Below are 18,467 nucleotides of genomic sequence, written 5' to 3' on the forward strand. Positions count from 1 at the left end.
TAGGGACTTAGATGTTGCCGTTATAGCCTATAAACGCGTTCTTAGTAAGTCCTAAACGCTAAACTTGCATTATTATTTGGCATGAATGACTACCATCACGGCAAACTATTGTATTCCCGCGGTTGGGCATTAATATGTGATGGTTTGATAAGCAAAGTGGAGCCATGAATGAACAGCCAACTAATCGAGGAGTTGGATGCTTTAGGGGGAGAGATCCTGCCTGCCAATTTACGTGATTGTGACGAGATCGTTCTCAATCAGCCTGGTTTTACTGCCCGCATTGCCCTTTGGGGCGGTCATTTAGTGAGTTTTAAACCGTCCGGCCAAGAAGATTGGCTGTTCCAGTCAGAAAATCCCGGTGGGCAGTCCCGTTTTGGTCGCCGTCACTTCGGTGTGCCGGTGTGCTGGCCTTGGTTTGGCGCCCACAGTGATGATGAAGATATGCCTGCCCATGGTGTGGCGCGTTATTTTCGTTGGCAATTGACGGAAGTGGGGCGCTTTAGTAACGGTGATGTGAAGATTGTGCTGAGTTTAGCCTCTAAAGATCACCCGCTGATCGAAGAAATGGTGCCCCAAGCATTTGAGTTAAGACAAATTATGCGTTTGGGTGAAACCTGTTCGGTACAACTAGCAGCGGCGAATTTGTCTGATGAGCCGATGATGATTTCGGAAGCACTGCATACTTACTTGCACATAGGTGATAACGCCAAAGCTCGCATTACTGGACTAGAGGGCTGCCCCTATGTTGATAAGTTTGATGGTGGGGCAGTTAAACTGCAGCAGGGCGCGATTATGCCTTGTGACACCTTGGATCGAGTCTACGATCAAGCGCCACAGCAAGTAACGCTGCATGACCCCGTATTCAAACGTACCATGACGATTACCAGTGAAGGTAGTCAGTCCACCGTAGTTTGGAATCCTGGGGAAGCTCTCGCTAAGTTGCGTACCGATTTAGAAGATGACGAGTACCGTAGCTTTGTGTGTATCGAAGCGGCAAACGCTTTACAGCACACTTATCACCTTGCTCCGGGAGAGTTGCGCACCCTCACTCAAACGATTCAGTGTGAGCCGATAGGGGATTAGCTTTACGTTCTTTTGCTATTGGGAATTGGAAATGCCGCTAAGCAAAAAGTTAGCGGCATTTTTGATTGATAGCCAATAAAGCTAGATATCGTATTCCATGATCAGTGGCGCATGATCTGAGAATCGCTGCGCTTTATAGACATTACCACCCTGAATCACGTGTTTTAGACCGGGGGTGGTGATCTGGTAGTCTAAACGACCGCCTTCATCTAGTTTCCAAGCGCGCTCGTAATCTGGCCACCAAGTGTATTGCTTGTCTTGCTTGTTGACCTGACGGAAGGCATCAACGTATTCCAGCTCATTGAATATTTCGTTAATCCACTTGCGTTCTTCTGGTAAGAAACCAGAGTTGCGTTGATTAACGAACCAGCTACTGACATCAATTGGTGAGCGAGCTACGTTGGCCGTACCGCAAAAAATAAACTCGCGGCGCTTGCGACGGGTTTTGATTAAATGATTTTTAAAGCCTTCCATAAAGCGGTACTTGTGATCCTGTAGTACCTGCTCGTGATTGGAGCCGTGGGGAGTGAGGAACGAACCAACACTCACCTTATCAAAGTCCGCTTGGATATAGCGTCCCTCAAAATCACATTCTTCAAAGCCCATCCCGGTCATAATCGCTTTTGGCATGGATTTACAGTAAATTGCCACGCCCGCTTCATCTGGGTTGTTAAGTGAATCAAAAAAGTACGCATTGTATTCCGGAGGGAAATACACACTGTCATTCAAGCTGCGTTCGTCTACTTGCAAGTCTTGCAAACAAACCACGTCTGGGTCTTGACGTACCATCCAGTCAAAGAAGCCGCGTTCGGCAGCTTGTTCAATACCATTTACATTAAGGCTGATGACCTTCATTTCTGGTCCCTACAATTCCTAGCCATGTGTTATATTAGCGCCATTGTTCAGATGCCTGACCTTAGGTCTACATCGAAAAGACGCGTCTGATTATTTGTTTCTATCTTTCTGGAGTCGGCATGAAACCTTACCAAAGAGACTTTATCGAATTTGCTATCTCCCAAAACGTATTGCGTTTTGGTGAGTTCACGCTTAAATCCGGGCGTGTAAGCCCATATTTCTTTAATGCTGGCTTGTTCAATACTGGTCAAGCACTAGCCAAGCTTGGTCGTTTTTATGCGCAAGCTTTGGTTGACGCCAACGTCGAGTTCGATGTGCTGTTTGGCCCAGCATACAAAGGAATTCCTTTAGCGACTACCACAGCCGTTGCTTTGTTTGATCAACACCAACTAGACACGCCATATGTGTTCAACCGTAAAGAAGCCAAAGATCACGGTGAAGGCGGTTCGTTAGTCGGCGCACCGCTGGCTGGCAAAGTTATGATCATTGATGACGTTATCACTGCCGGTACTGCAATCCGTGAAGTGATGGAGATCATTCAGCAAGCAAACGCTGCTCCCGCCGGCGTACTTATTGCTCTAGACCGTCAAGAACGAGGTAAGGGCGAATTGTCAGCGATTCAAGAGGTTGAACGCGATTTCGCAATGCCAGTCATTAGTATTGTTTCCCTGACCGACATCATGTCTTACCTCGAAGAGCAATCCTCTCCGGAATTTGCTCAGCACCTCGCAGCAGTCAAAGCTTACCGGGATGAGTTTGGCGTTTAACTAAGCGACTTTGCCATGTTAGTGGGGCAGCTAGGCTGGCTCACTAACCATTTTCTCTCTAATAACTCACCATCAAATGGCTACCAATAGCTTGCCACTGGTCTTGCCAATGTTCTAATGGTTTGACCTTGTATTCGGTACGCACATACTGGCGTACTTTCCCTTCGATCATTGCCATTAAGAAATTTGCGCATGGAGCAACGCCCATGGCGGGTTTTAACGACTGCTTGAGATCAGCTTCTCGCAGTACTTGCTTCAATTGGGTTTCGATACGATCGAATAACTGGGCAATGCGTAAACGCAAACGCTCGGTTTCACCGGCTAAAGCGTCTCCTGTTAGCAGGCGACACATACCGGGGTTTTGTTCCGCAAACCCAAGTGCCAAGGTCATAATCAATTGTACCCGCGTAGTCACATCATCTTCATCTTGAACAATACGATGGATGCGGCTGAACAAAGATTCTTCAATAAACTCGATCAGGCCCTCAAACATCTTCGCTTTACTAGGAAAGTGGCGGTAAAGCGCTGCTTCGGATACACCTACTTGTTTTGCCAATGCCGCTGTCGTGATACGAGCACCAGGGCTACTTTCTAGCATGGCAGCTAACGCCTGAAGAATTTCCGTGCGACGATCGTTTTTCTTGTTGCTCATATCACTATCCAATGATGCTATTGCGTGACGCGAATCCGATTAGTTGTTTTGGTTGGTAATTAGCGTACCCACACCTTGGTCGGTAAAGATTTCCAACAAAGTAGCATGTGGCACACGACCATCAATAATGTGGGCGCTTGTTACACCGGCGTTAACCGCAGACAGGGCACAACTGATTTTGGGTAGCATGCCACCGTAAATCGTACCATCGGCAATCAAAGCATCTACTTGTGCAGTACTCAAACCTGTCAGTACATTGCCTTGCTTATCCTGCACGCCAGAGATGTTGGTGAGTAGCATAAGCTTCTCAGCATTAACCGCTTCCGCTACCTTACCCGCTACTAAGTCTGCATTGATGTTGTAGGAGTTACCTTCAGCATCGACGCCAATTGGCGCAATGACCGGAATAAAATCGCTGTTTTCTAGAACCTTTAGCACGCTAGTATCTACGCTTGCGACTTCACCTACATGACCAATATCGACCTGTTCGGGTGCGCTAGCCCCTTCGGCTTGATGTTTCACAAACAGCTTTTTAGCTTTAATGAAACCGCTGTCTTTACCAGTTAGGCCGATGGCTTTACCGCCAGCCCGATTGATTAGGTTCACAATATCTTTATTAACCTGACCACCTAGCACCATTTCCACTACATCCATGGTGGCAGTGTCGGTAACGCGCATGCCATTAATGAATTTAGATTCAATACTGAGCTTTTGCAGCATTTCGCCGATTTGAGGGCCGCCGCCGTGTACCACAATGGGGTTGATGCCAATTGCTTTCATCAACACAATATCCCGCGCGAAGCCAGCCTGTAGAGCTTCATCAGTCATCGCGTTACCGCCGTATTTGATCACCAAAGTCTTGCCAGCAAAACGCTGGATATAAGGCAATGATTCACTTAATACTTGGGCAACATCCAAAGCAGATTGACGGGTATAGGCCACGGTAAACAGACTCCTTTGAGCGACAGCAAAATAAACAGGGTAAAAATTTGACGCTTACAATCAGATGCAAGACTAGTGCCGAATAGCCAGAGTGTAAGCAACCACTTATCAACGTGAAATAATAGCGTGAACTGGGGTTCTACTCTAGGGAAAACATGTTACAAAACCTAGAAAACGTAAAGTTTTTTATCTGAAAGGTTGCAGATAGCAACGCCCTTTGATCATCTTAGGGCGTTATTATCTGGCGTGCTCGCAAATGGAGCCAAGGCAGAACGTTATTTTGTGCCGGTAGAGCCGAAGCCACCGGTTCCCCGGTCGGAAGCTGTAAAGTCAGTCACGATATCAAACTCAGCTTGAACCACAGGTAGTAGGACTAATTGGGCAATACGCTCTCCTACTTCGATAGTGAAGCTAGTTTGGCCTCGATTCCAACAAGATACCATTAGCTCCCCTTGGTAATCCGAGTCGATCAACCCCACCAAATTGCCTAGTACGATCCCGTGTTTGTGACCCAGCCCTGAACGCGGCAAGATGGTTGCCGCTAAATTGGGATCTGCAATGTAGATGGCAATGCCAGTCGGGATTAGCGTAGTTTGCCCTGGCTCCAAGGTGATAGGTGTGTCGATGCAAGCGCGTAAATCCAAGCCAGCGGAACCGCTAGTGGCATATTCCGGTAACGGGATTTCCTGGCCGATTTTGGGGTTTAAAATTTTTAATTGAATAGGCTGTTTCATATTATTCGATCTTAGTCTTTCGTAGATTGTGTGAGTTGGAATTGGTGAATATGTTCGATAATCCGTTGAGCAATGGTGGATTTGCTGGCCTGCTCGGACGTCCACTGGTCGCTAGCGGAAATGATAGTGACTTGATTTTGATCGCTATTAAAACCGATACCCGCTTGGGATACATCATTAGCGATAATCAGATCTAAACCTTTACGTTGTAATTTGTCCTTGGCATAGCCAACCACATCTTGGGTTTCCGCGGCGAAGCCGACCATGCATTTGGCAGCGCCTTCTTGGGCCAAGGTGGCGATGATGTCTGGATTTTTAACTAAGGTAAGTTGTAACTCGTTGCTATCTTGCTGCTTTTTCATTTTCTGATTGGCGACTTCCTTCATACGAAAGTCAGCCACAGCGGCAGCGCCAATGAATACATCTGCGTTATTGGCACAGGCAACGCGACAGGCGTACAGCATCTCTTGCGCGCTTTTTACCGATACTCGTTTAACTCCGGCAGGCACCGGTAGCGCAACGGGTCCACTGATCAAGGTGACGGTCGCCCCGTGCTGGGCTGCCGCTGCGGCAATGGCGTAGCCCATTTTGCCCGAACTGTGATTACTAATATAACGTACCGGGTCAATGGCTTCTTGGGTTGGCCCTGCGGTAATGACCCAATGTTGCCCTTCAAGATGGTGTGTCTTTGGTGTTAATAAATCTTCTATCGCTTGGAATATAGTGTCTGGCTCGCTCATACGCCCCGGGCCTACGTCACCGCAGGCTTGAGCGCCAGCGTCTGGGCCAACGAAGTTGACTTCTCGTTGTTGCAATAGGTTGATATTGCTTTGAGTCGCAGGGTGTTGCCACATGGCTTGATTCATGGCCGGCGCCAGCAATAGCAGTGCTGTTGTGGCCAAGCACAAGGTGCTGAGTAAGTCATTAGCCAAGCCGTTGGCATGACGGGCGATAAAATCTGCCGAAGCTGGGGCAATCACGACCAGATCAGCCCATTTCGCTAGCTCGATATGCCCCATACCCAACTCCGCTTGCGGGTCCAGCAAGGTGCTGCGTACTGGTTTGCCCGAAATGGCCTGTAGTGTCATCTCAGTAACAAAGGCTTTGGCCCCGTCAGTCAGAACAACTTGCACCTCAGCCCCAGCTTTGGTGAGTAGACGAATCAGTTCTATGGTTTTATAAGCGGCAATACCACCGGTAATACCAACAACAATGTGGGCTTGATTTAGGCTAGACATAAAGCGTATCTTTTAAAGTATCTGATTAGCGAGTCATGGATAAGACTTGCCTGCTGAAAATACATTACGCCCCGAATCCTACCATGAATCAAGGAGTGAGACATGAGTATCAAACATTGGCCTAGTGCCGAGCGTCCCCGCGAAAAGTTAATCGAAAAAGGTGCTGCTGCCCTAAGTGACGCAGAACTGCTGGCGATTTTTCTGCGTACCGGTAGCCACGGCATGAGTGCGGTGGAGTTAGCCCGTCGCGTATTGCATCAATTTGGCGGCCTGCGAGCCTTGTTATCTGCTACCCGAGAAGAGTTCTGCCAAGGCTTTGGCTTAGGGGATGCCAAATACACCCAACTACAAGCGGTGTTGGAAATGTCGAAACGCCATTTGCAAGAACAGCTCGTGCGTGAGCAAGTATTTAGTAGCGCCGACGCCGTGCGCCATTACCTGTCGTCGCAACTACGCCACAGTCAACGGGAAGTATTCGCCGCGCTATTCCTCGACAGCCAGCACCGACTGATCCGTTATAAAGAGTTGTTCTACGGCACTATTGATGCGGCGGCGGTTTATCCTAGGGAAGTAGTAAAAGCGGCCTTGGCAGACAACGCCGCCACCCTAATTATCGCCCACAACCATCCTAGTGGTATCGCTGAGCCCAGCCAAGCAGATATTCAAATTACCGAACGCATCCGCAAAGCGTTGGATCTGATGGATATCCGTCTGTTAGACCATTTTATCGTAGGTGACGGCGTGCCACTCTCCCTAGCAGAGCGTGGGTTGATGTAGTGAGGTGATTACGCGTTTTCGGGGAAGCTAGGTCGACAACAACTGTTGCGTATCTTGTTTCCCGAGAATACGCATGATTTCGATGGTGTGGTTAGTGACCCGATAATAGATACTATCTACGCCACATGGGCTGCGCCGATAACCTTCACGAATATTATCAACTGCTGGATAGCTGAAGGGATTCTCGGCTATATGGAAAAAACGCTGAGTTAGAGTTTGGTAGTATTGTTCTGCTTGGCGTTCGCCGAATTGTTCAACACCATGCCAATATATTCGTGCCAAATCCATTTTGGCATCATTGCTGATCCTGATGTGCATGTTTTCCAAATCCATTTTTGATGTCTTGTAGAATTTCACTGGGGCTTTGCTCACAAAAACCATTTTGTTCTGCTTGCTCTAGCTTTTCTCGCACAGCCTCAAGAGCTTGAGTTGATGCCCGCTCACGTAATTGGCGCTCACGAATCAATTCTCTGAAAACTTCACTTTCATTGCCGTAGAACCCCATCTCAATTTGAGACTTGATCCAGTGATCTTGTTGATCGGTGACGGTGATGCTCTTTTTAATCATTGCCATACCATTGACCCCGTACATAAATGGAAGATGACTAGTAGTATAGTGTACCACCAGTGTTTATTTAATATGTTGTGCACGCTCTTACCGCGCGCCGTATTGCTCATTTTTTGACAAAGCGTTTGCTGTTTTGATGGTAGTGTGGGAGAATGCGCGCCGCTATATCCTCGGTACGGGATTTTGTGGACTAACTGGCTCATAAGGCTCTTTGGAAACCACGCTCCGCCTGAGGAAGTGCAAACTTCCAATAATTCTCGGATAGCATAAGGTATTAAATTATGTCTCGCGTATGTCAAGTTACCGGGAAACGTCCTATTACAGGTAACAACGTTTCTCACTCAAAGCGTCATACTAAACGTCGCTTTCTTCCTAACCTTCACTGGCACCGTTTTTGGGTAGAAAGTGAAAGCCGTTACGTTCGTATCCGTGTATCTTCTAAAGGTATGCGTATTATCGATAAAAAAGGCATCGATTCAGTTCTTGCTGAAATGCGTGCTCGTGGCGAACAAGTATAAGGGGACTGAATCATGGCTTCTAAAGGCGCTCGCGACCTAATCCGTCTAGTATCTTCTGCTGGTACTGGTCACTTCTACACGACTGACAAGAATAAACGTAACACTCCAGACAAATTGGAGTTTAAAAAGTACGATCCTGTTGTTCGTAAGCACGTGATCTACAAAGAAGCGAAAATTAAATAATTTTTGCTTCCGATGGAACAGAGAAACCGGCTTTATGCCGGTTTTTTTGTGCCGTACACTTAGTGGTAATTCAATTCAAAGGAGCACCACTGTGCCAGAATTACCCGAAGTCGAAACCACCCGCCGGGGGATTGAGCCCCATATTCTTGATAAAACTGTTGCCCGTGTTGAGATTCGCCAGCCCAAGTTGCGCTGGCCTATTCCAGCTGCTTTACCGGAATTGCTAGCAGGACAGCGGATTCGTTCCATCTCGCGCCGTGGTAAGTACATTGGTTTGCATATTGCCAACGGGACTTTGATTATTCATTTAGGGATGAGTGGTAGCCTCTATTTTGTAGCCCAAGATACACCCCCCATGTTCCATGATCATGTAGATATTCATTTCAATGACCAGACGCTGGTGCTGCGCTATACCGACCCGCGCCGTTTCGGTGCATTTCTGTGGGCAGAGGGTGATTGGCTGCAACATGAGTTGCTTTCCCATTTGGGGCCAGAGCCATTGGAAGATACGTTTGATAGCGCTTACTTGCACCAAAAAGCCCAAGGCCGTAAGCAAGCGGTGAAGCAGTTTATTATGGATAGCAAAATAGTGGTGGGAGTTGGCAACATTTATGCAAATGAAGCCCTATTCCAAGCGGGTATTCGACCTACTCGTGCTGCCGGGCAAATTAGCGCAAAGCGCTATGACAAGCTGGTGGAGTGTATCAAAGCGGTGTTGGCGCGCTCCATTGAGCAGGGTGGTACAACTCTTAGGGACTTCGTAGGAGGTGATGGTAAGCCCGGCTATTTCAAGCAATCCTTATTTGTCTATGGACGCGGTGGGCAAGATTGTCGAGTTTGTGGCAAAGAGTTGATCGAGATTCGACAGGGGCAACGTAGTACTGTGTATTGCCGAACCTGTCAGCGCTAGTAGAAAGCAAATAGGGGGCTGTACGAGGTTATTTGTTAACCGGCTTGAAGAGATTTTCGGGGAAAATCCGAAAACTAGACTAAAATAATCGGGCATTATCAAGGATCGGGATTGCCTAATGATGACAATCCGTTTATTTTTGACCGATTAGGCAGCATTGCCTGACCAACTTTGCGGTACATCTTTACAATGATAAAAGGGGATCACATGAAAGGTTTATTTTTGGTATCTGCCACGGCACTAGCGATCGCTGCGGCATCTGCTCATGCTGCCGACATTCAGCCTGCTGTCGTGTATGACCAAGCGGGTAAAAATGATAAATCCTTCAACGAAGGCGTGTTTAACGGTATCACCAAATTCACTAACGACACGGGTATTCAAGTGCGTGAAGTGGAGCCGAAAAATGAAGCGCAAGTAAAGCAAGGTATGGAGCGTTTGGCGAAACGTGGTTACTCGCCGATCATCGCCGTTGGTTTCACCATGACCAATGCGGTACAAGAAGTTGCTGAGAAATACCCAGACGTTCAGTTTGCGATCATCGACAGTGTTGTGGACTTGCCAAACGTGCAATCTGTACTCTTTAAAGAGCACGAAGGTTCATTCCTAGTGGGTGCTTTGGCGGCAATGGCCTCTAAAACCAACGCAGTCGGCTTTGTTGGCGGCATGGATATCCCGCTGATTCGTAAATTCGAATGTGGTTACGAGCAAGGGGCGAAATTTGTTTCGAAAGATGCCACTGTGCTTGCCAATATGACTGGTTCAACTCCCGACGCTTGGAGCAACCCGACGAAAGGTACAGAGCTTGCTAAAAGTCAATTCTCACGGGGCGTTGACGTCATCTTCGCTGCTGCCGGTGGTACCGGTCTTGGGGTTTACCAAGCAGCCAAAGATGATGGCAAACTAGCCATTGGTGTGGACTCGAACCAAAACCATATCCAACCAGGAACCATGCTGACATCCATGGTGAAACGAGTAGACCTAGCGGCCTACAATGTTTACGAGCAAGCGCAAAATGGTACCTGGAAACCAGGTATTACCGTACTTGGTCTTGCCGATGGTGGTGTCGACTGGGCATTGGATAGCAATAACCAATCCTTAGTAAGCGCTGCTATGAAAGCACAAATGGATGATATCAAAGCGAAAATCATCTCTGGTGAAATCAGCGTACATGACTACATGTCTGATAACACTTGTAGCTACTAAGCTATTCTAAGTAGACAGCTGTTCGTCTTCATGACGAACAGCTGTTTTTTTATCTAAACCTTATGTCTGATGAACACATGAGCAACGACACACACGCCTACGCGATAGAGCTAAAGGGAATCTCGAAGCGCTTTGGATCCGTTCAAGCGAACAAGGATATCAATCTGCAGGTTCCAGCGGGAACCGTGCATGGCATTATCGGAGAGAATGGGGCGGGTAAGTCCACTCTCATGAGTATTATTTACGGCTTTTACGAAGCCGACACAGGTTCCATCGAAGTGGATGGTCAATCACTGACTATTCGCAACTCCCAAGACGCGATTCGTGCCGGCATCGGCATGGTGCATCAGCATTTTATGTTGGTGGATACCTTCACGGTCTTAGAAAACATCATCTTAGGTGCTGAAGGTGGTGCCTTGTTAAAAGATGGCGTTGCTGGCGCCCGCAAAGAACTGAAGCGTCTAGAGCAAGAGTTTAACCTCGAAGTGGATGTGGATGCCGTGGTTGGGGATTTACCGGTTGGTTTACAACAGCGGGTGGAGATCCTCAAAGCACTGTATCGTGGTGCGCGTATTTTGATTCTTGATGAACCGACCGGGGTACTGACTCCCCAAGAGGCGGATCATTTATTCCGCATCCTACACGCCCTCAAAGAACAGGGTGTGACCGTTATGCTGATCACTCACAAACTGCGTGAAATTTTGGCGTCTACCGATAATGTCTCGGTAATGCGTCAAGGGCAAATGGTGGCTCATCGGGTTACCAAAGAGACCAGTAAAGAAGAGCTTGCTGAGTTGATGGTTGGTAAAAAAGTTCGCCTAAAAGTAGATAAAGATGTGCCTAAAATTGGCGAAACCGTATTAAAAGCTAGTGACTTGACCTTTGTAGACGGCCAAGGTGTAGAGCGTTTAAAACGCGTGAGCTTAGAATTGCGTGCCGGTGAAATTGTCGGCATTGCTGGGGTGTCCGGCAATGGACAAAGTGAGTTGCTAAATGTGCTATCCGGTATTACGCCAATGTCGGCGGGCGAAATTCAGTTTGCAGGGCGAACTATAACAGCGAGTGCGCCTTGTAATGCTGCTCAGATGCGTGAATTGAAAATGGCCCATGTGCCGGAAGATCGCCATAAAATGGGGTTGGTGACGGGGTTTGAGGCATATGAAGCGGCGATACTGGGGTATCACGACCGACCTGATTACAACGGTTCCATTTTGATGAATCGCAAAGCGATGTTGGCTGAGTGCGAAGAACGTATGGCTGCTTGGGACGTTCGCCCACCTAACCCTCACCTTAAAACGGCGAATTTCTCTGGGGGCAATCAGCAGAAAATCGTTATTGCCCGAGAAGTTGAGCAAAACCCAGACGTGCTTTTGATTGGTCAGCCGACCCGAGGGGTGGATATCGGCGCGATTGAAAATATTCACGAACAAATCGTAAAACTTAGAGATGCTGGTAAAGCGATTCTATTGGTATCGGTGGAGTTAGATGAAATCATGGCCCTGAGTGACCGGATTATGGTGATGTTTGATGGCGCGGTCGTCGGGGAAGTCAGTGGCGCCGAAGCCAATGAGCAAACCTTAGGTCTCATGATGGCAAATGCCTGGAATGAAGAGGGGGCGGCAGTATGAGTCAGGCGAAAGTCCCGGTTTGGGTCAATGTAGGGCTGATCCCGCTGATTAATATCCTATTGGCATTCGTGGTTTCGGCGTTAGTCATTCTAGCTATCGGAGAGAACCCGATTGAAGCAGCAGGCTACTTAGTTTACGGCGCGTTCGGGTACGATGAAGGTATTGGATATACCTTGTATTACGCTACCAACCTGATTTTTACTGGTCTTGCGGTGTCTGTGGCATTCAAAGCCGGCCTGTTTAATATCGGTGGGGAGGGGCAAGCCTATATTGGTGGACTCGGTGTGGGACTGCTGTGTTTATGGCTCGATGCTTCTATGCCATTTTGGGTGATTGCCCCCCTCGCGATTCTGGGAGCTTTTATTTTTGGTGCGGCCTGGGCCTATATCCCAGCCTATTTGCAGGCGAAGCGTGGTAGCCACATTGTTATTACTACCATCATGTTTAACTTCATCGCCTCGTCTTTGATGGTGTATTTGATGGTGAATTGGCTCAAAGAGGAAGGACGCATGTCCCCAGCGAGCCGAATTTTTGAAGAAAACGCCTGGATGCCCTATCTCTATGAGCTCTTCGAGCCTTTTGGCATTGATATTGGCGACTCTCCTTTAAACCTCACCTTTCTATTAGCGTTAGTCTGCTGTGTACTGGTATGGGGGCTGATTTGGCATACCCGTTGGGGCTATCAGCTACGTACCGTGGGCACCAATGCGACAGCAGCAGAATACGCAGGTATCGACAATAGTAAGGTAACTATTTGGGTAATGCTGATCTCTGGTGGTTTAGCTGGCTTTGTTGGCGTGAACGAAATCATGGGAGTGAACCATCACTTGTTGCTTAATTTCACCGCAGGTTACGGTTTTGCCGGAATTGCAGTGGCGCTGATGGGGCGCAATCACCCGATTGGTATCGTTTTAGCTGCCATATTGTTTGGGGCTTTATACCAAGGTGGTGCCGAGCTGGCGTTTGAGATGCCTTCTATCACCCCTGAAATTGTGGTGGTGATCCAAGGTTTGGTGATCCTGTTCTCTGGGGCGTTGGAAAATATGCTTAAAGGCAAGATCGAAGCACTATTTACTCGTCCAGTCACGGCATAGGAGCAGACCAATGTTTGAAACCATTATTTTGATTCTTGATGCCACCTTGCGGGTATCAACGCCGTTGATTTTAGCGGCATTGGCCGGACTGTTCTCCGAGCGCTCTGGTATCGTCGATATCGGTTTAGAGGGCAAAATGCTAGCGGGGGCCTTTGCCGCTGCTGCTGCTGCGGCCGTATTTGGTTCCGCTTGGATTGGGCTGATGTTCGCGATTCTCGCGTCGGTAGCTTTGGCGCTGGTGCATGGCTTTGCCTGTATTACCCACCGGGGCGATCATATTGTGTCTGGGGTGGCGATTAATACCATTGTGGCAGGCTTGACAGTGACATTAGGTCTGGATTGGTTTGACCTTGGGGGTCAGACCCCCGCATTATCCGGTGACGGTCGCTTCACCTCGATTACGCTGCCGTTTGCCGATGCTCTAGCGGATGTTCCGGTGATGGGTTTGATTTACAGCGAGCTTATCAGTGGTCATAACATCTTGGTATATCTCGCTTTCGCATTTGTTCCTGCCACTTATTGGGTCGTGTACAAAACTCGCTTTGGTTTGCGTTTGCGTGCCGTCGGGGAAAATCCCCATGCGGTAGATACGGCAGGTATCTCGGTAGCCTTTGTGCGTTATCGTGCCGTTATTATCTGTGGCATTTTATGTGGCCTTGCGGGGGCTTATTTATCGACTGCCCACAATGCAGGGTTCTTGAAAGATATGAGTGCGGGTAAAGGTTACATGGCGTTGGCGGCTCTAATCTTTGGTAAGTGGCGCCCGGTTCCAGTGTTGCTGGCTTGTCTGTTGTTTGGTTTCCTCGATGCGGTTGCTGTGCGTATGCAAGGGGTGGCTTTGCCGGGGATCGGAGAAATTCCAGTACAGGCGATTGAGGTGTTACCTTATGTGCTGACGGTACTGCTATTAGCTGGTTTTATCGGTAAGGCGGTTGGCCCGAAAGCCATTGGTAAGCCTTACGTAAAAGAGCGCGCCTGATCAGGAAAAGTGAGTTCGATCTTTTATTGAGAAAGGGGAATTAGTGTACAATTCCCCTTTCTTTTTGTGGGGCTGAGCTTTTTGCTGAGCTCTAGTCATGGAACCAAGGAGTTTTAGGATGACAAAGTATTTTATCCTCCCCGCTGTTGCAGCGTCAGTTACCTGCGCTTGGGCCGCATCACCCATCGATGAAGCCGCTAATGCAGTGAGCACTCTAGCACAGCCTAATTATTCTGCTATGGCTGCAGTAGATGTGGGCTCCCGTAACCATGTGGATGTTATGGTAAGAGCTGCTAATTTGACCCAAAAAGCGGGTAGTGATTTTGTTGGTTACTATGGCGAATACACGGCTTACGATGACACTACTATCGTAGGTGGCGGTGTGAAGCTATTTAACTATGTGTCCCAAGGATTTGGTGGGCAAGCAATCGGCACATTTGGCTCATTTGGTTTGTCATTAACTTCCAGTGATAAGTTTGACTATGATCGTTTTGGCGGTGAGTTGTCGTTTGGTGTGATGGTGCCCATTTCTGGGGAGCAACTGCATATCGACGCTGGGATCATTTTGCGCCCCATTTTTCTTTCCAGTGAAGCCGATACCGATGCCACTGCTGAATATGGTTACAGTCTGGGGGTAAGCTATCGTCTTACGCAAAATGTTGCCACTTATGGGCAATATACCAGTGAAGGTATTTGGGATGACAGCTTTGATGCGGAAAACCTAGATAACGGTGTATCAGTTGGTGTACGTTTAACCTTCTAGTAAATGGAGAAACCTTATGAAAGCAATGGTTTTGATTGGCTTGTCTCTCGTTCTTGCGGCTTGTGCTAGCGGCCCTAGCGAGGAAGATATTGCCCGTATGAAAGCGGAACAGGCCCAAGCGGCTGAAGTGCAGCGTCAAAGAGAGCTAGATGCCCAGTTTGAAAATATTCAACAGCAGGCAAAGCAAGCGTCTCAGAAAGTATCTAATTAGTGTAATTGATACAGCTAGCCTAGCTTGTACGAGTGAAAGCTAGGCTAGCTGTATTTTAGATAGGACTTATTCACTTTACGCAAATAGTTTTGCGTCTCTTCATAGGGAAGGTTGGCAAGTAAGCGGTTGTAGACCTGATCCGATGGCATACGGTTGATCACCGAAGCGGCTTGTGCTGGGCTGGTGGAACCAGTGAAAGCGCGCGCCACATTGCCTGCGCCTGTATTGTAAGCACTAATGACGCAATAGCGTTGGGAAACCGGATCATCGATCTGGCGTAAATAGCGATATTGCAAAATATTCAAATATGCACAGCCATGACGAATATTTTCTTCTGGATTGTACAAATTTGCTGCCGAGAGAAGGCGCTCTTCTCCATAGAGTTTCTTGGTGGTATCTCGGCCAGCAGAGGTCGGCACGATTTGCATTAACCCAAAGGCAGGAATATGGGACTTCGCCATCGGGTTAAAGGCGCTTTCGTTTTCCATAATGGCCAGAGCCAACGCCGGCTCGATCTGTTCTTCGCGGGCGTATTTCATCACATAGGGTAAAAACTCTTTGCCGCGCTTAGGTGGGTTATCCACTTCAAACTCTACGACGGCAATCGTCTGGCCATTCGCCGCGGTCTGGGTCTGAACCGAGGTGCTCCTAACTTTTTGTGTCAGAGTTTGTATTACTGCATCCTGATCGTTAGGGGTTTCTGGTGCGAGCAATGCCCCCGCCGCTAAGTTCCGGCTGGAGCGAGAGCGTGGTGTTGAGTTATCTCCAGGAATCGCGGCAACAGGATCCCGTTGGGTGAAATCTTCAATATCCGATGTGGAAGCAATCACTAAAGCCTGAGCTAGGCGCGCGCGCGGCGTATCGGAATTGTCGCGAACCAATGTCTCAACACGTATGCTACGTTTTTCATAATCAATAATAGTACGAGTTTGTAGATCGTCGCTGTAGTCGACTAGGGTCGTTTTATCGCCGATTTGCTCATCGCCCCAAAGACCGCGTACTTCCTGTTGTCGCTTGGCGAAAGCATCCCGTACAGTATTGGCGTAATTCGCGAAACGTTCCCTCTCTTGCTGTACATGGGTATTGAACTGGTCGTCAACTTGCTGACGATAGGCATCAAAATCTGCCAATGCGTCAGCTTTTATCCATGTCGGTAAGGCAAGAGAGGCTGCCCCAGTATAGAGAAAGCCTCGTCTTGTAAGCACAATAATCCCTTAGTTTTTCAGCAGTTCGTCAGTGATGTTTTTAAGTAGCATTTGCTTCTTTGCTTCATCATGCTCGGCGATCATGTCTACAGCGTCTGACTTGGAAAGGTTTTGTTCAAGCTGCTGTTTGAAGTCTTCCGTCTTGATACCAACCAAAACGTGGTAAACATCACGTTCATCGATAAACATATCGATCATGTGGCTATTATTCAGTACAGCTACAGACATTTGATTGGACACAATTTCTTCATTTCGGCCATAGCGCTGGTCCGTGCCAACTGCTGTGTTGCGTTTAAAAGTATCAATGGCGCGCTCTACTTTGGTGGCAATATCTGCCGCCATACGATCACGGGCGTTGGCTAGGGCGATATCTTTTTGGAAAGCGCGGTCATTGCCAGGGTTAGGCTGAGCCTCACCATCGGCAGCAACGGCATAGCCCGCTGGATAATTGCCACATTTCCACTCAGGAGCCCATTCCATGCGTAGTTGCTGACCACAAGTGGGTTTAGTTGGCGCTGCTGGAGCAGTCACTTCAGGGGTGCTACTACAAGCGGCTAATGTAACAGCAGAAGCTAGGATTAATGTTTGTGCGAATTTCATAATTTGCTTTCCTTAGTAATGTTTACCTTGACGGGCTTCGACAGAGGCAGGGTATTTATAGGATTCAGTGATATCTGCTCCTAAGAAATTGAAGCTTAGGGCTGCTGAGCCAATTTCTGGATAGTATCTCAAAGATAATCCAAATGTCTCACCGAAAAAAATTCGACCCTCTGCGAACACGGAGCTCAAATCAGCCTCGTACGGGTATTGAACAGTGTCGTCAGACTCTACTGTCATTGCGCTATAACCCGCGATTAGGGACGCAACTCTATTATCTGACCAGTAATCATAAATACCAGCGTATACTCCCCCACCAAATCCAGAATGAGTAAATTCCGATTCCCCTGAGTAGTATCCTGTAGATTGGGTTCCACCAATTAAATATTCAGCCTCTACACCAAATACGAGATTAGTAGTGTACTTTTCTAAGGCGCCAAAAAATGATAGAGAGGTCGAAGTAATATCTATATCTGTATAGCGACTCTTGTTGTTAACTGAGTTGTTATATTCCGCGGCAGTGAAATCTGTACCTAAGTTGTTGACAGTTGTGTCCGATTGGATGTTTCGACCAAAGCGGAATCCCCAGTTAAAGCCTGTACCGCCTCGAGAGTATTCCCGGTCAATTGGAGCTAAATATTCCCGTTCAATTTTGCGATCTTCGCGCAGGATAAAACTGTCTTCGACGACTTGGTATTTTTCGTCGAGAGAGTCGTCTTCCACGCGCACAGTGTAACGACCAGAAACGGCTTCCCCTTGAAACCCTTCTGGTGAACGGTCAACCAAGCGTTTGCCGTACCCATCTTCAATGGTGATTAAGGTGGATGAGCCAAGTAAGCCAGTTTTTGGCTCGATATTCATAAAGCCGTAGGTTTTCTTGGCAAACTCTTGGTTAACGAAGACATCATAGCCTCGTTTCAGGGTAACGGTTGTCTCGTATTCAGAGTAATCGCCTTCAGGAATGATTTTGATACGGTACTTGGTGCTGTCGGCAAAGTATCGAGCGTTGAAATAGCTAGGTGACGCGAAGTTTTCTACTAGATCGTCTCCTTCGTAGATTTCCACCTCCGCACCTTCTGGTTCGGTCGCAACATAGATTTTGCCAGTGTCAGACAATAGAGTGAAATTATCTAGGAATATTTTCTCATAGGAAGAAACGAAAATAGCGTCATTGATGGCTAGACTCTCCACCAAAATGGCACCATTAACATCGGTTTTGTACATTTTGCCGGCAATCTCCAGTGGCAAACCCGCACCGATGGGTTGGTAACTGAACTTGTCAAATAAAGTGATACGAGTATAGCTACCTTTAAATTCGTAGGCTAAATCCAAGTCTGACAAAGAACGGGAAATAATATACTTAAAGTAGTCTTCGAAAGTTTGCTCACCGTTCCTAGTTGTATGGAAAAATATTCCATATCGCCGGGCGAACAGTGTTCCCGGCTGTGAGCGCTCCAAGCTTACAGCCGGGCACTTACCCCCGAGGTATGGGACACCATCTTAGATTCTGCGCCTTCTGATTGCGCTACAGACCTAGATTGCTTTCGCTTCGAGAGTAGC

At 47.8% G+C, this 18,467-nt stretch carries 22 protein-coding genes; 12 read left to right on the forward strand and 10 right to left on the reverse strand.

The genetic code is table 11. The features are described 5' to 3' along the window. Nucleotides 1-168 precede the first annotated feature (168 nt). Nucleotides 169-1,083, forward strand: coding sequence for a D-hexose-6-phosphate mutarotase (locus FJM67_RS11370; RefSeq protein WP_140589384.1), 915 nt, complete (start codon nt 169-171; stop codon nt 1,081-1,083). Nucleotides 1,084-1,164: 81 nt separating this feature from the next. Here FJM67_RS11370 and FJM67_RS11375 read toward each other — a convergent pair whose 3' ends face one another. Continuing rightward, complete coding sequence (locus tag FJM67_RS11375) at nt 1,165-1,938, reverse strand: exodeoxyribonuclease III (RefSeq protein ID WP_140589385.1); 774 nt, start codon at nt 1,936-1,938, stop codon at nt 1,165-1,167. 119 nt (nt 1,939-2,057) lie between these two features. On the opposite strand from FJM67_RS11375, the gene pyrE reads away from it, so the two are divergent. Continuing rightward, nucleotides 2,058-2,705 carry an orotate phosphoribosyltransferase gene (gene pyrE, locus FJM67_RS11380; protein ID WP_140589387.1) on the forward strand — a complete coding sequence of 216 codons (648 nt, stop codon included), beginning with the start codon at nt 2,058-2,060 and terminating at the stop codon, nt 2,703-2,705. Nucleotides 2,706-2,763: 58 nt separating this feature from the next. On the opposite strand, the gene slmA is transcribed toward pyrE, so the two are convergent. The 4 genes from slmA to coaBC all read right to left on the reverse strand — a co-directional run bounded on the left by slmA (nt 2,764) and on the right by coaBC (nt 6,271). Continuing rightward, entirely contained in the window at nt 2,764-3,357 is a 594-nt protein-coding gene (slmA, locus tag FJM67_RS11385; protein ID WP_140589389.1) for a nucleoid occlusion factor SlmA, read from the reverse strand. A gap of 39 nt (nt 3,358-3,396) precedes the next feature. Continuing rightward, on the reverse strand, nt 3,397-4,299 hold the full coding sequence (gene argB / locus FJM67_RS11390) for an acetylglutamate kinase (RefSeq protein WP_140589391.1): 903 nt from the start codon (nt 4,297-4,299) through the stop codon (nt 3,397-3,399). Between the two features lie 275 nt (nt 4,300-4,574). After that, nucleotides 4,575-5,033 carry a dUTP diphosphatase gene (gene dut, locus FJM67_RS11395; RefSeq protein WP_140589393.1) on the reverse strand — a complete coding sequence of 153 codons (459 nt, stop codon included), beginning with the start codon at nt 5,031-5,033 and terminating at the stop codon, nt 4,575-4,577. A gap of 11 nt (nt 5,034-5,044) precedes the next feature. Continuing rightward, on the reverse strand, nt 5,045-6,271 hold the full coding sequence (gene coaBC, locus FJM67_RS11400) for a bifunctional phosphopantothenoylcysteine decarboxylase/phosphopantothenate--cysteine ligase CoaBC (protein WP_140589395.1): 1,227 nt from the start codon (nt 6,269-6,271) through the stop codon (nt 5,045-5,047). Nucleotides 6,272-6,373: 102 nt separating this feature from the next. Between coaBC and radC the strand changes: the two genes are divergently transcribed. Further along, on the forward strand, nt 6,374-7,048 hold the full coding sequence (radC, locus tag FJM67_RS11405) for a RadC family protein (RefSeq protein ID WP_140589397.1): 675 nt from the start codon (nt 6,374-6,376) through the stop codon (nt 7,046-7,048). Nucleotides 7,049-7,075: 27 nt separating this feature from the next. On the opposite strand, the gene FJM67_RS11410 is transcribed toward radC, so the two are convergent. Together FJM67_RS11410 and FJM67_RS11415 are read right to left on the reverse strand one after the other, a co-directional pair. Then, entirely contained in the window at nt 7,076-7,366 is a 291-nt protein-coding gene (locus tag FJM67_RS11410) for a type II toxin-antitoxin system RelE/ParE family toxin (RefSeq protein ID WP_140589399.1), read from the reverse strand. Continuing rightward, nucleotides 7,344-7,622, reverse strand: a complete 279-nt coding sequence (locus FJM67_RS11415; protein WP_140589401.1) for a type II toxin-antitoxin system ParD family antitoxin — start codon at nt 7,620-7,622, stop codon at nt 7,344-7,346. The genes FJM67_RS11410 and FJM67_RS11415 overlap by 23 nt, the downstream gene beginning before the upstream one ends. A gap of 275 nt (nt 7,623-7,897) precedes the next feature. Between FJM67_RS11415 and rpmB the strand changes: the two genes are divergently transcribed. From rpmB to FJM67_RS11460, 9 genes are all read left to right on the forward strand, one after another. Further along, nucleotides 7,898-8,134: a 50S ribosomal protein L28 gene (gene rpmB, locus FJM67_RS11420; protein ID WP_140589403.1), complete on the forward strand. Its 237-nt coding sequence runs from the start codon at nt 7,898-7,900 to the stop codon at nt 8,132-8,134. 12 nt (nt 8,135-8,146) lie between these two features. Continuing rightward, nucleotides 8,147-8,317 (forward strand): 50S ribosomal protein L33, encoded by a 171-nt coding sequence (rpmG, locus tag FJM67_RS11425; RefSeq protein WP_140589405.1) that lies wholly within the window; start codon nt 8,147-8,149, stop codon nt 8,315-8,317. A gap of 91 nt (nt 8,318-8,408) precedes the next feature. Continuing rightward, entirely contained in the window at nt 8,409-9,227 is an 819-nt protein-coding gene (gene mutM, locus FJM67_RS11430; RefSeq protein ID WP_140589407.1) for a bifunctional DNA-formamidopyrimidine glycosylase/DNA-(apurinic or apyrimidinic site) lyase, read from the forward strand. Nucleotides 9,228-9,434: 207 nt separating this feature from the next. After that, nucleotides 9,435-10,430, forward strand: a complete 996-nt coding sequence (locus FJM67_RS11435) for a BMP family lipoprotein (protein ID WP_140589409.1) — start codon at nt 9,435-9,437, stop codon at nt 10,428-10,430. 77 nt (nt 10,431-10,507) lie between these two features. Beyond that, a complete protein-coding gene (locus FJM67_RS11440; RefSeq protein WP_140589411.1) occupies nt 10,508-12,058 on the forward strand; it encodes an ABC transporter ATP-binding protein in 1,551 nt (516 codons plus the stop codon). Then, nucleotides 12,055-13,152 (forward strand): ABC transporter permease, encoded by a 1,098-nt coding sequence (locus FJM67_RS11445; protein ID WP_140589413.1) that lies wholly within the window; start codon nt 12,055-12,057, stop codon nt 13,150-13,152. Before FJM67_RS11440 ends, FJM67_RS11445 begins: the two co-directional genes overlap by 4 nt. Nucleotides 13,153-13,162: 10 nt before the next feature. Then, nucleotides 13,163-14,131 carry an ABC transporter permease gene (locus FJM67_RS11450; protein WP_140589415.1) on the forward strand — a complete coding sequence of 323 codons (969 nt, stop codon included), beginning with the start codon at nt 13,163-13,165 and terminating at the stop codon, nt 14,129-14,131. A 118-nt stretch (nt 14,132-14,249) separates the two neighbouring features. Continuing rightward, a complete protein-coding gene (locus FJM67_RS11455; protein WP_140589417.1) occupies nt 14,250-14,894 on the forward strand; it encodes a hypothetical protein in 645 nt (214 codons plus the stop codon). Between the two features lie 16 nt (nt 14,895-14,910). After that, on the forward strand, nt 14,911-15,105 hold the full coding sequence (locus FJM67_RS11460) for a hypothetical protein (protein WP_140589419.1): 195 nt from the start codon (nt 14,911-14,913) through the stop codon (nt 15,103-15,105). A gap of 44 nt (nt 15,106-15,149) precedes the next feature. On the opposite strand, the gene FJM67_RS11465 is transcribed toward FJM67_RS11460, so the two are convergent. Genes FJM67_RS11465 through FJM67_RS11475 form a run of 3 tightly spaced genes read right to left on the reverse strand, consistent with a single transcriptional unit; the run spans nt 15,150 to nt 18,365 of the window. Next, the gene (locus FJM67_RS11465; RefSeq protein WP_140589421.1) at nt 15,150-16,310 is read right to left on the reverse strand and encodes a murein transglycosylase domain-containing protein; all 1,161 of its coding nucleotides are present in this window, start codon (nt 16,308-16,310) and stop codon (nt 15,150-15,152) included. A 9-nt stretch (nt 16,311-16,319) separates the two neighbouring features. Further along, a complete protein-coding gene (locus FJM67_RS11470; RefSeq protein WP_140589422.1) occupies nt 16,320-16,910 on the reverse strand; it encodes an LPP20 family lipoprotein in 591 nt (196 codons plus the stop codon). A 12-nt stretch (nt 16,911-16,922) separates the two neighbouring features. Next, the gene (locus FJM67_RS11475; RefSeq protein WP_140589424.1) at nt 16,923-18,365 is read right to left on the reverse strand and encodes a hypothetical protein; all 1,443 of its coding nucleotides are present in this window, start codon (nt 18,363-18,365) and stop codon (nt 16,923-16,925) included. Nucleotides 18,366-18,467: the final 102 nt, after the last annotated feature.

Source organism: Maribrevibacterium harenarium, from assembly GCF_006385675.1.
In the GTDB taxonomy this organism is placed as follows: domain Bacteria; phylum Pseudomonadota; class Gammaproteobacteria; order Pseudomonadales; family Marinomonadaceae; genus Marinomonas; species Marinomonas harenarium.

What these genes read in the sequence shown, in the direction of transcription:
- FJM67_RS11460 (WP_140589419.1), top strand. Translation starts at nt 14,911, where the DNA reads ATGAAAGCAATGGTTTTGATTGGCTTGTCTCTCGTTCTTGCGGCTTGT.
- pyrE (WP_140589387.1), top strand. Translation starts at nt 2,058, where the DNA reads ATGAAACCTTACCAAAGAGACTTTATCGAATTTGCTATCTCCCAAAAC.
- FJM67_RS11375 (WP_140589385.1), bottom strand. Translation starts at nt 1,938, where the DNA reads ATGAAGGTCATCAGCCTTAATGTAAATGGTATTGAACAAGCTGCCGAA.
- coaBC (WP_140589395.1), bottom strand. Translation starts at nt 6,271, where the DNA reads ATGTCTAGCCTAAATCAAGCCCACATTGTTGTTGGTATTACCGGTGGT.
- FJM67_RS11450 (WP_140589415.1), top strand. Translation starts at nt 13,163, where the DNA reads ATGTTTGAAACCATTATTTTGATTCTTGATGCCACCTTGCGGGTATCA.
- FJM67_RS11470 (WP_140589422.1), bottom strand. Translation starts at nt 16,910, where the DNA reads ATGAAATTCGCACAAACATTAATCCTAGCTTCTGCTGTTACATTAGCC.
- radC (WP_140589397.1), top strand. Translation starts at nt 6,374, where the DNA reads ATGAGTATCAAACATTGGCCTAGTGCCGAGCGTCCCCGCGAAAAGTTA.
- FJM67_RS11455 (WP_140589417.1), top strand. Translation starts at nt 14,250, where the DNA reads ATGACAAAGTATTTTATCCTCCCCGCTGTTGCAGCGTCAGTTACCTGC.
- FJM67_RS11410 (WP_140589399.1), bottom strand. Translation starts at nt 7,366, where the DNA reads ATGCACATCAGGATCAGCAATGATGCCAAAATGGATTTGGCACGAATA.
- rpmB (WP_140589403.1), top strand. Translation starts at nt 7,898, where the DNA reads ATGTCTCGCGTATGTCAAGTTACCGGGAAACGTCCTATTACAGGTAAC.
- dut (WP_140589393.1), bottom strand. Translation starts at nt 5,033, where the DNA reads ATGAAACAGCCTATTCAATTAAAAATTTTAAACCCCAAAATCGGCCAG.
- FJM67_RS11435 (WP_140589409.1), top strand. Translation starts at nt 9,435, where the DNA reads ATGAAAGGTTTATTTTTGGTATCTGCCACGGCACTAGCGATCGCTGCG.
- slmA (WP_140589389.1), bottom strand. Translation starts at nt 3,357, where the DNA reads ATGAGCAACAAGAAAAACGATCGTCGCACGGAAATTCTTCAGGCGTTA.
- rpmG (WP_140589405.1), top strand. Translation starts at nt 8,147, where the DNA reads ATGGCTTCTAAAGGCGCTCGCGACCTAATCCGTCTAGTATCTTCTGCT.
- FJM67_RS11415 (WP_140589401.1), bottom strand. Translation starts at nt 7,622, where the DNA reads ATGGCAATGATTAAAAAGAGCATCACCGTCACCGATCAACAAGATCAC.
- FJM67_RS11445 (WP_140589413.1), top strand. Translation starts at nt 12,055, where the DNA reads ATGAGTCAGGCGAAAGTCCCGGTTTGGGTCAATGTAGGGCTGATCCCG.
- FJM67_RS11370 (WP_140589384.1), top strand. Translation starts at nt 169, where the DNA reads ATGAACAGCCAACTAATCGAGGAGTTGGATGCTTTAGGGGGAGAGATC.
- FJM67_RS11440 (WP_140589411.1), top strand. Translation starts at nt 10,508, where the DNA reads ATGAGCAACGACACACACGCCTACGCGATAGAGCTAAAGGGAATCTCG.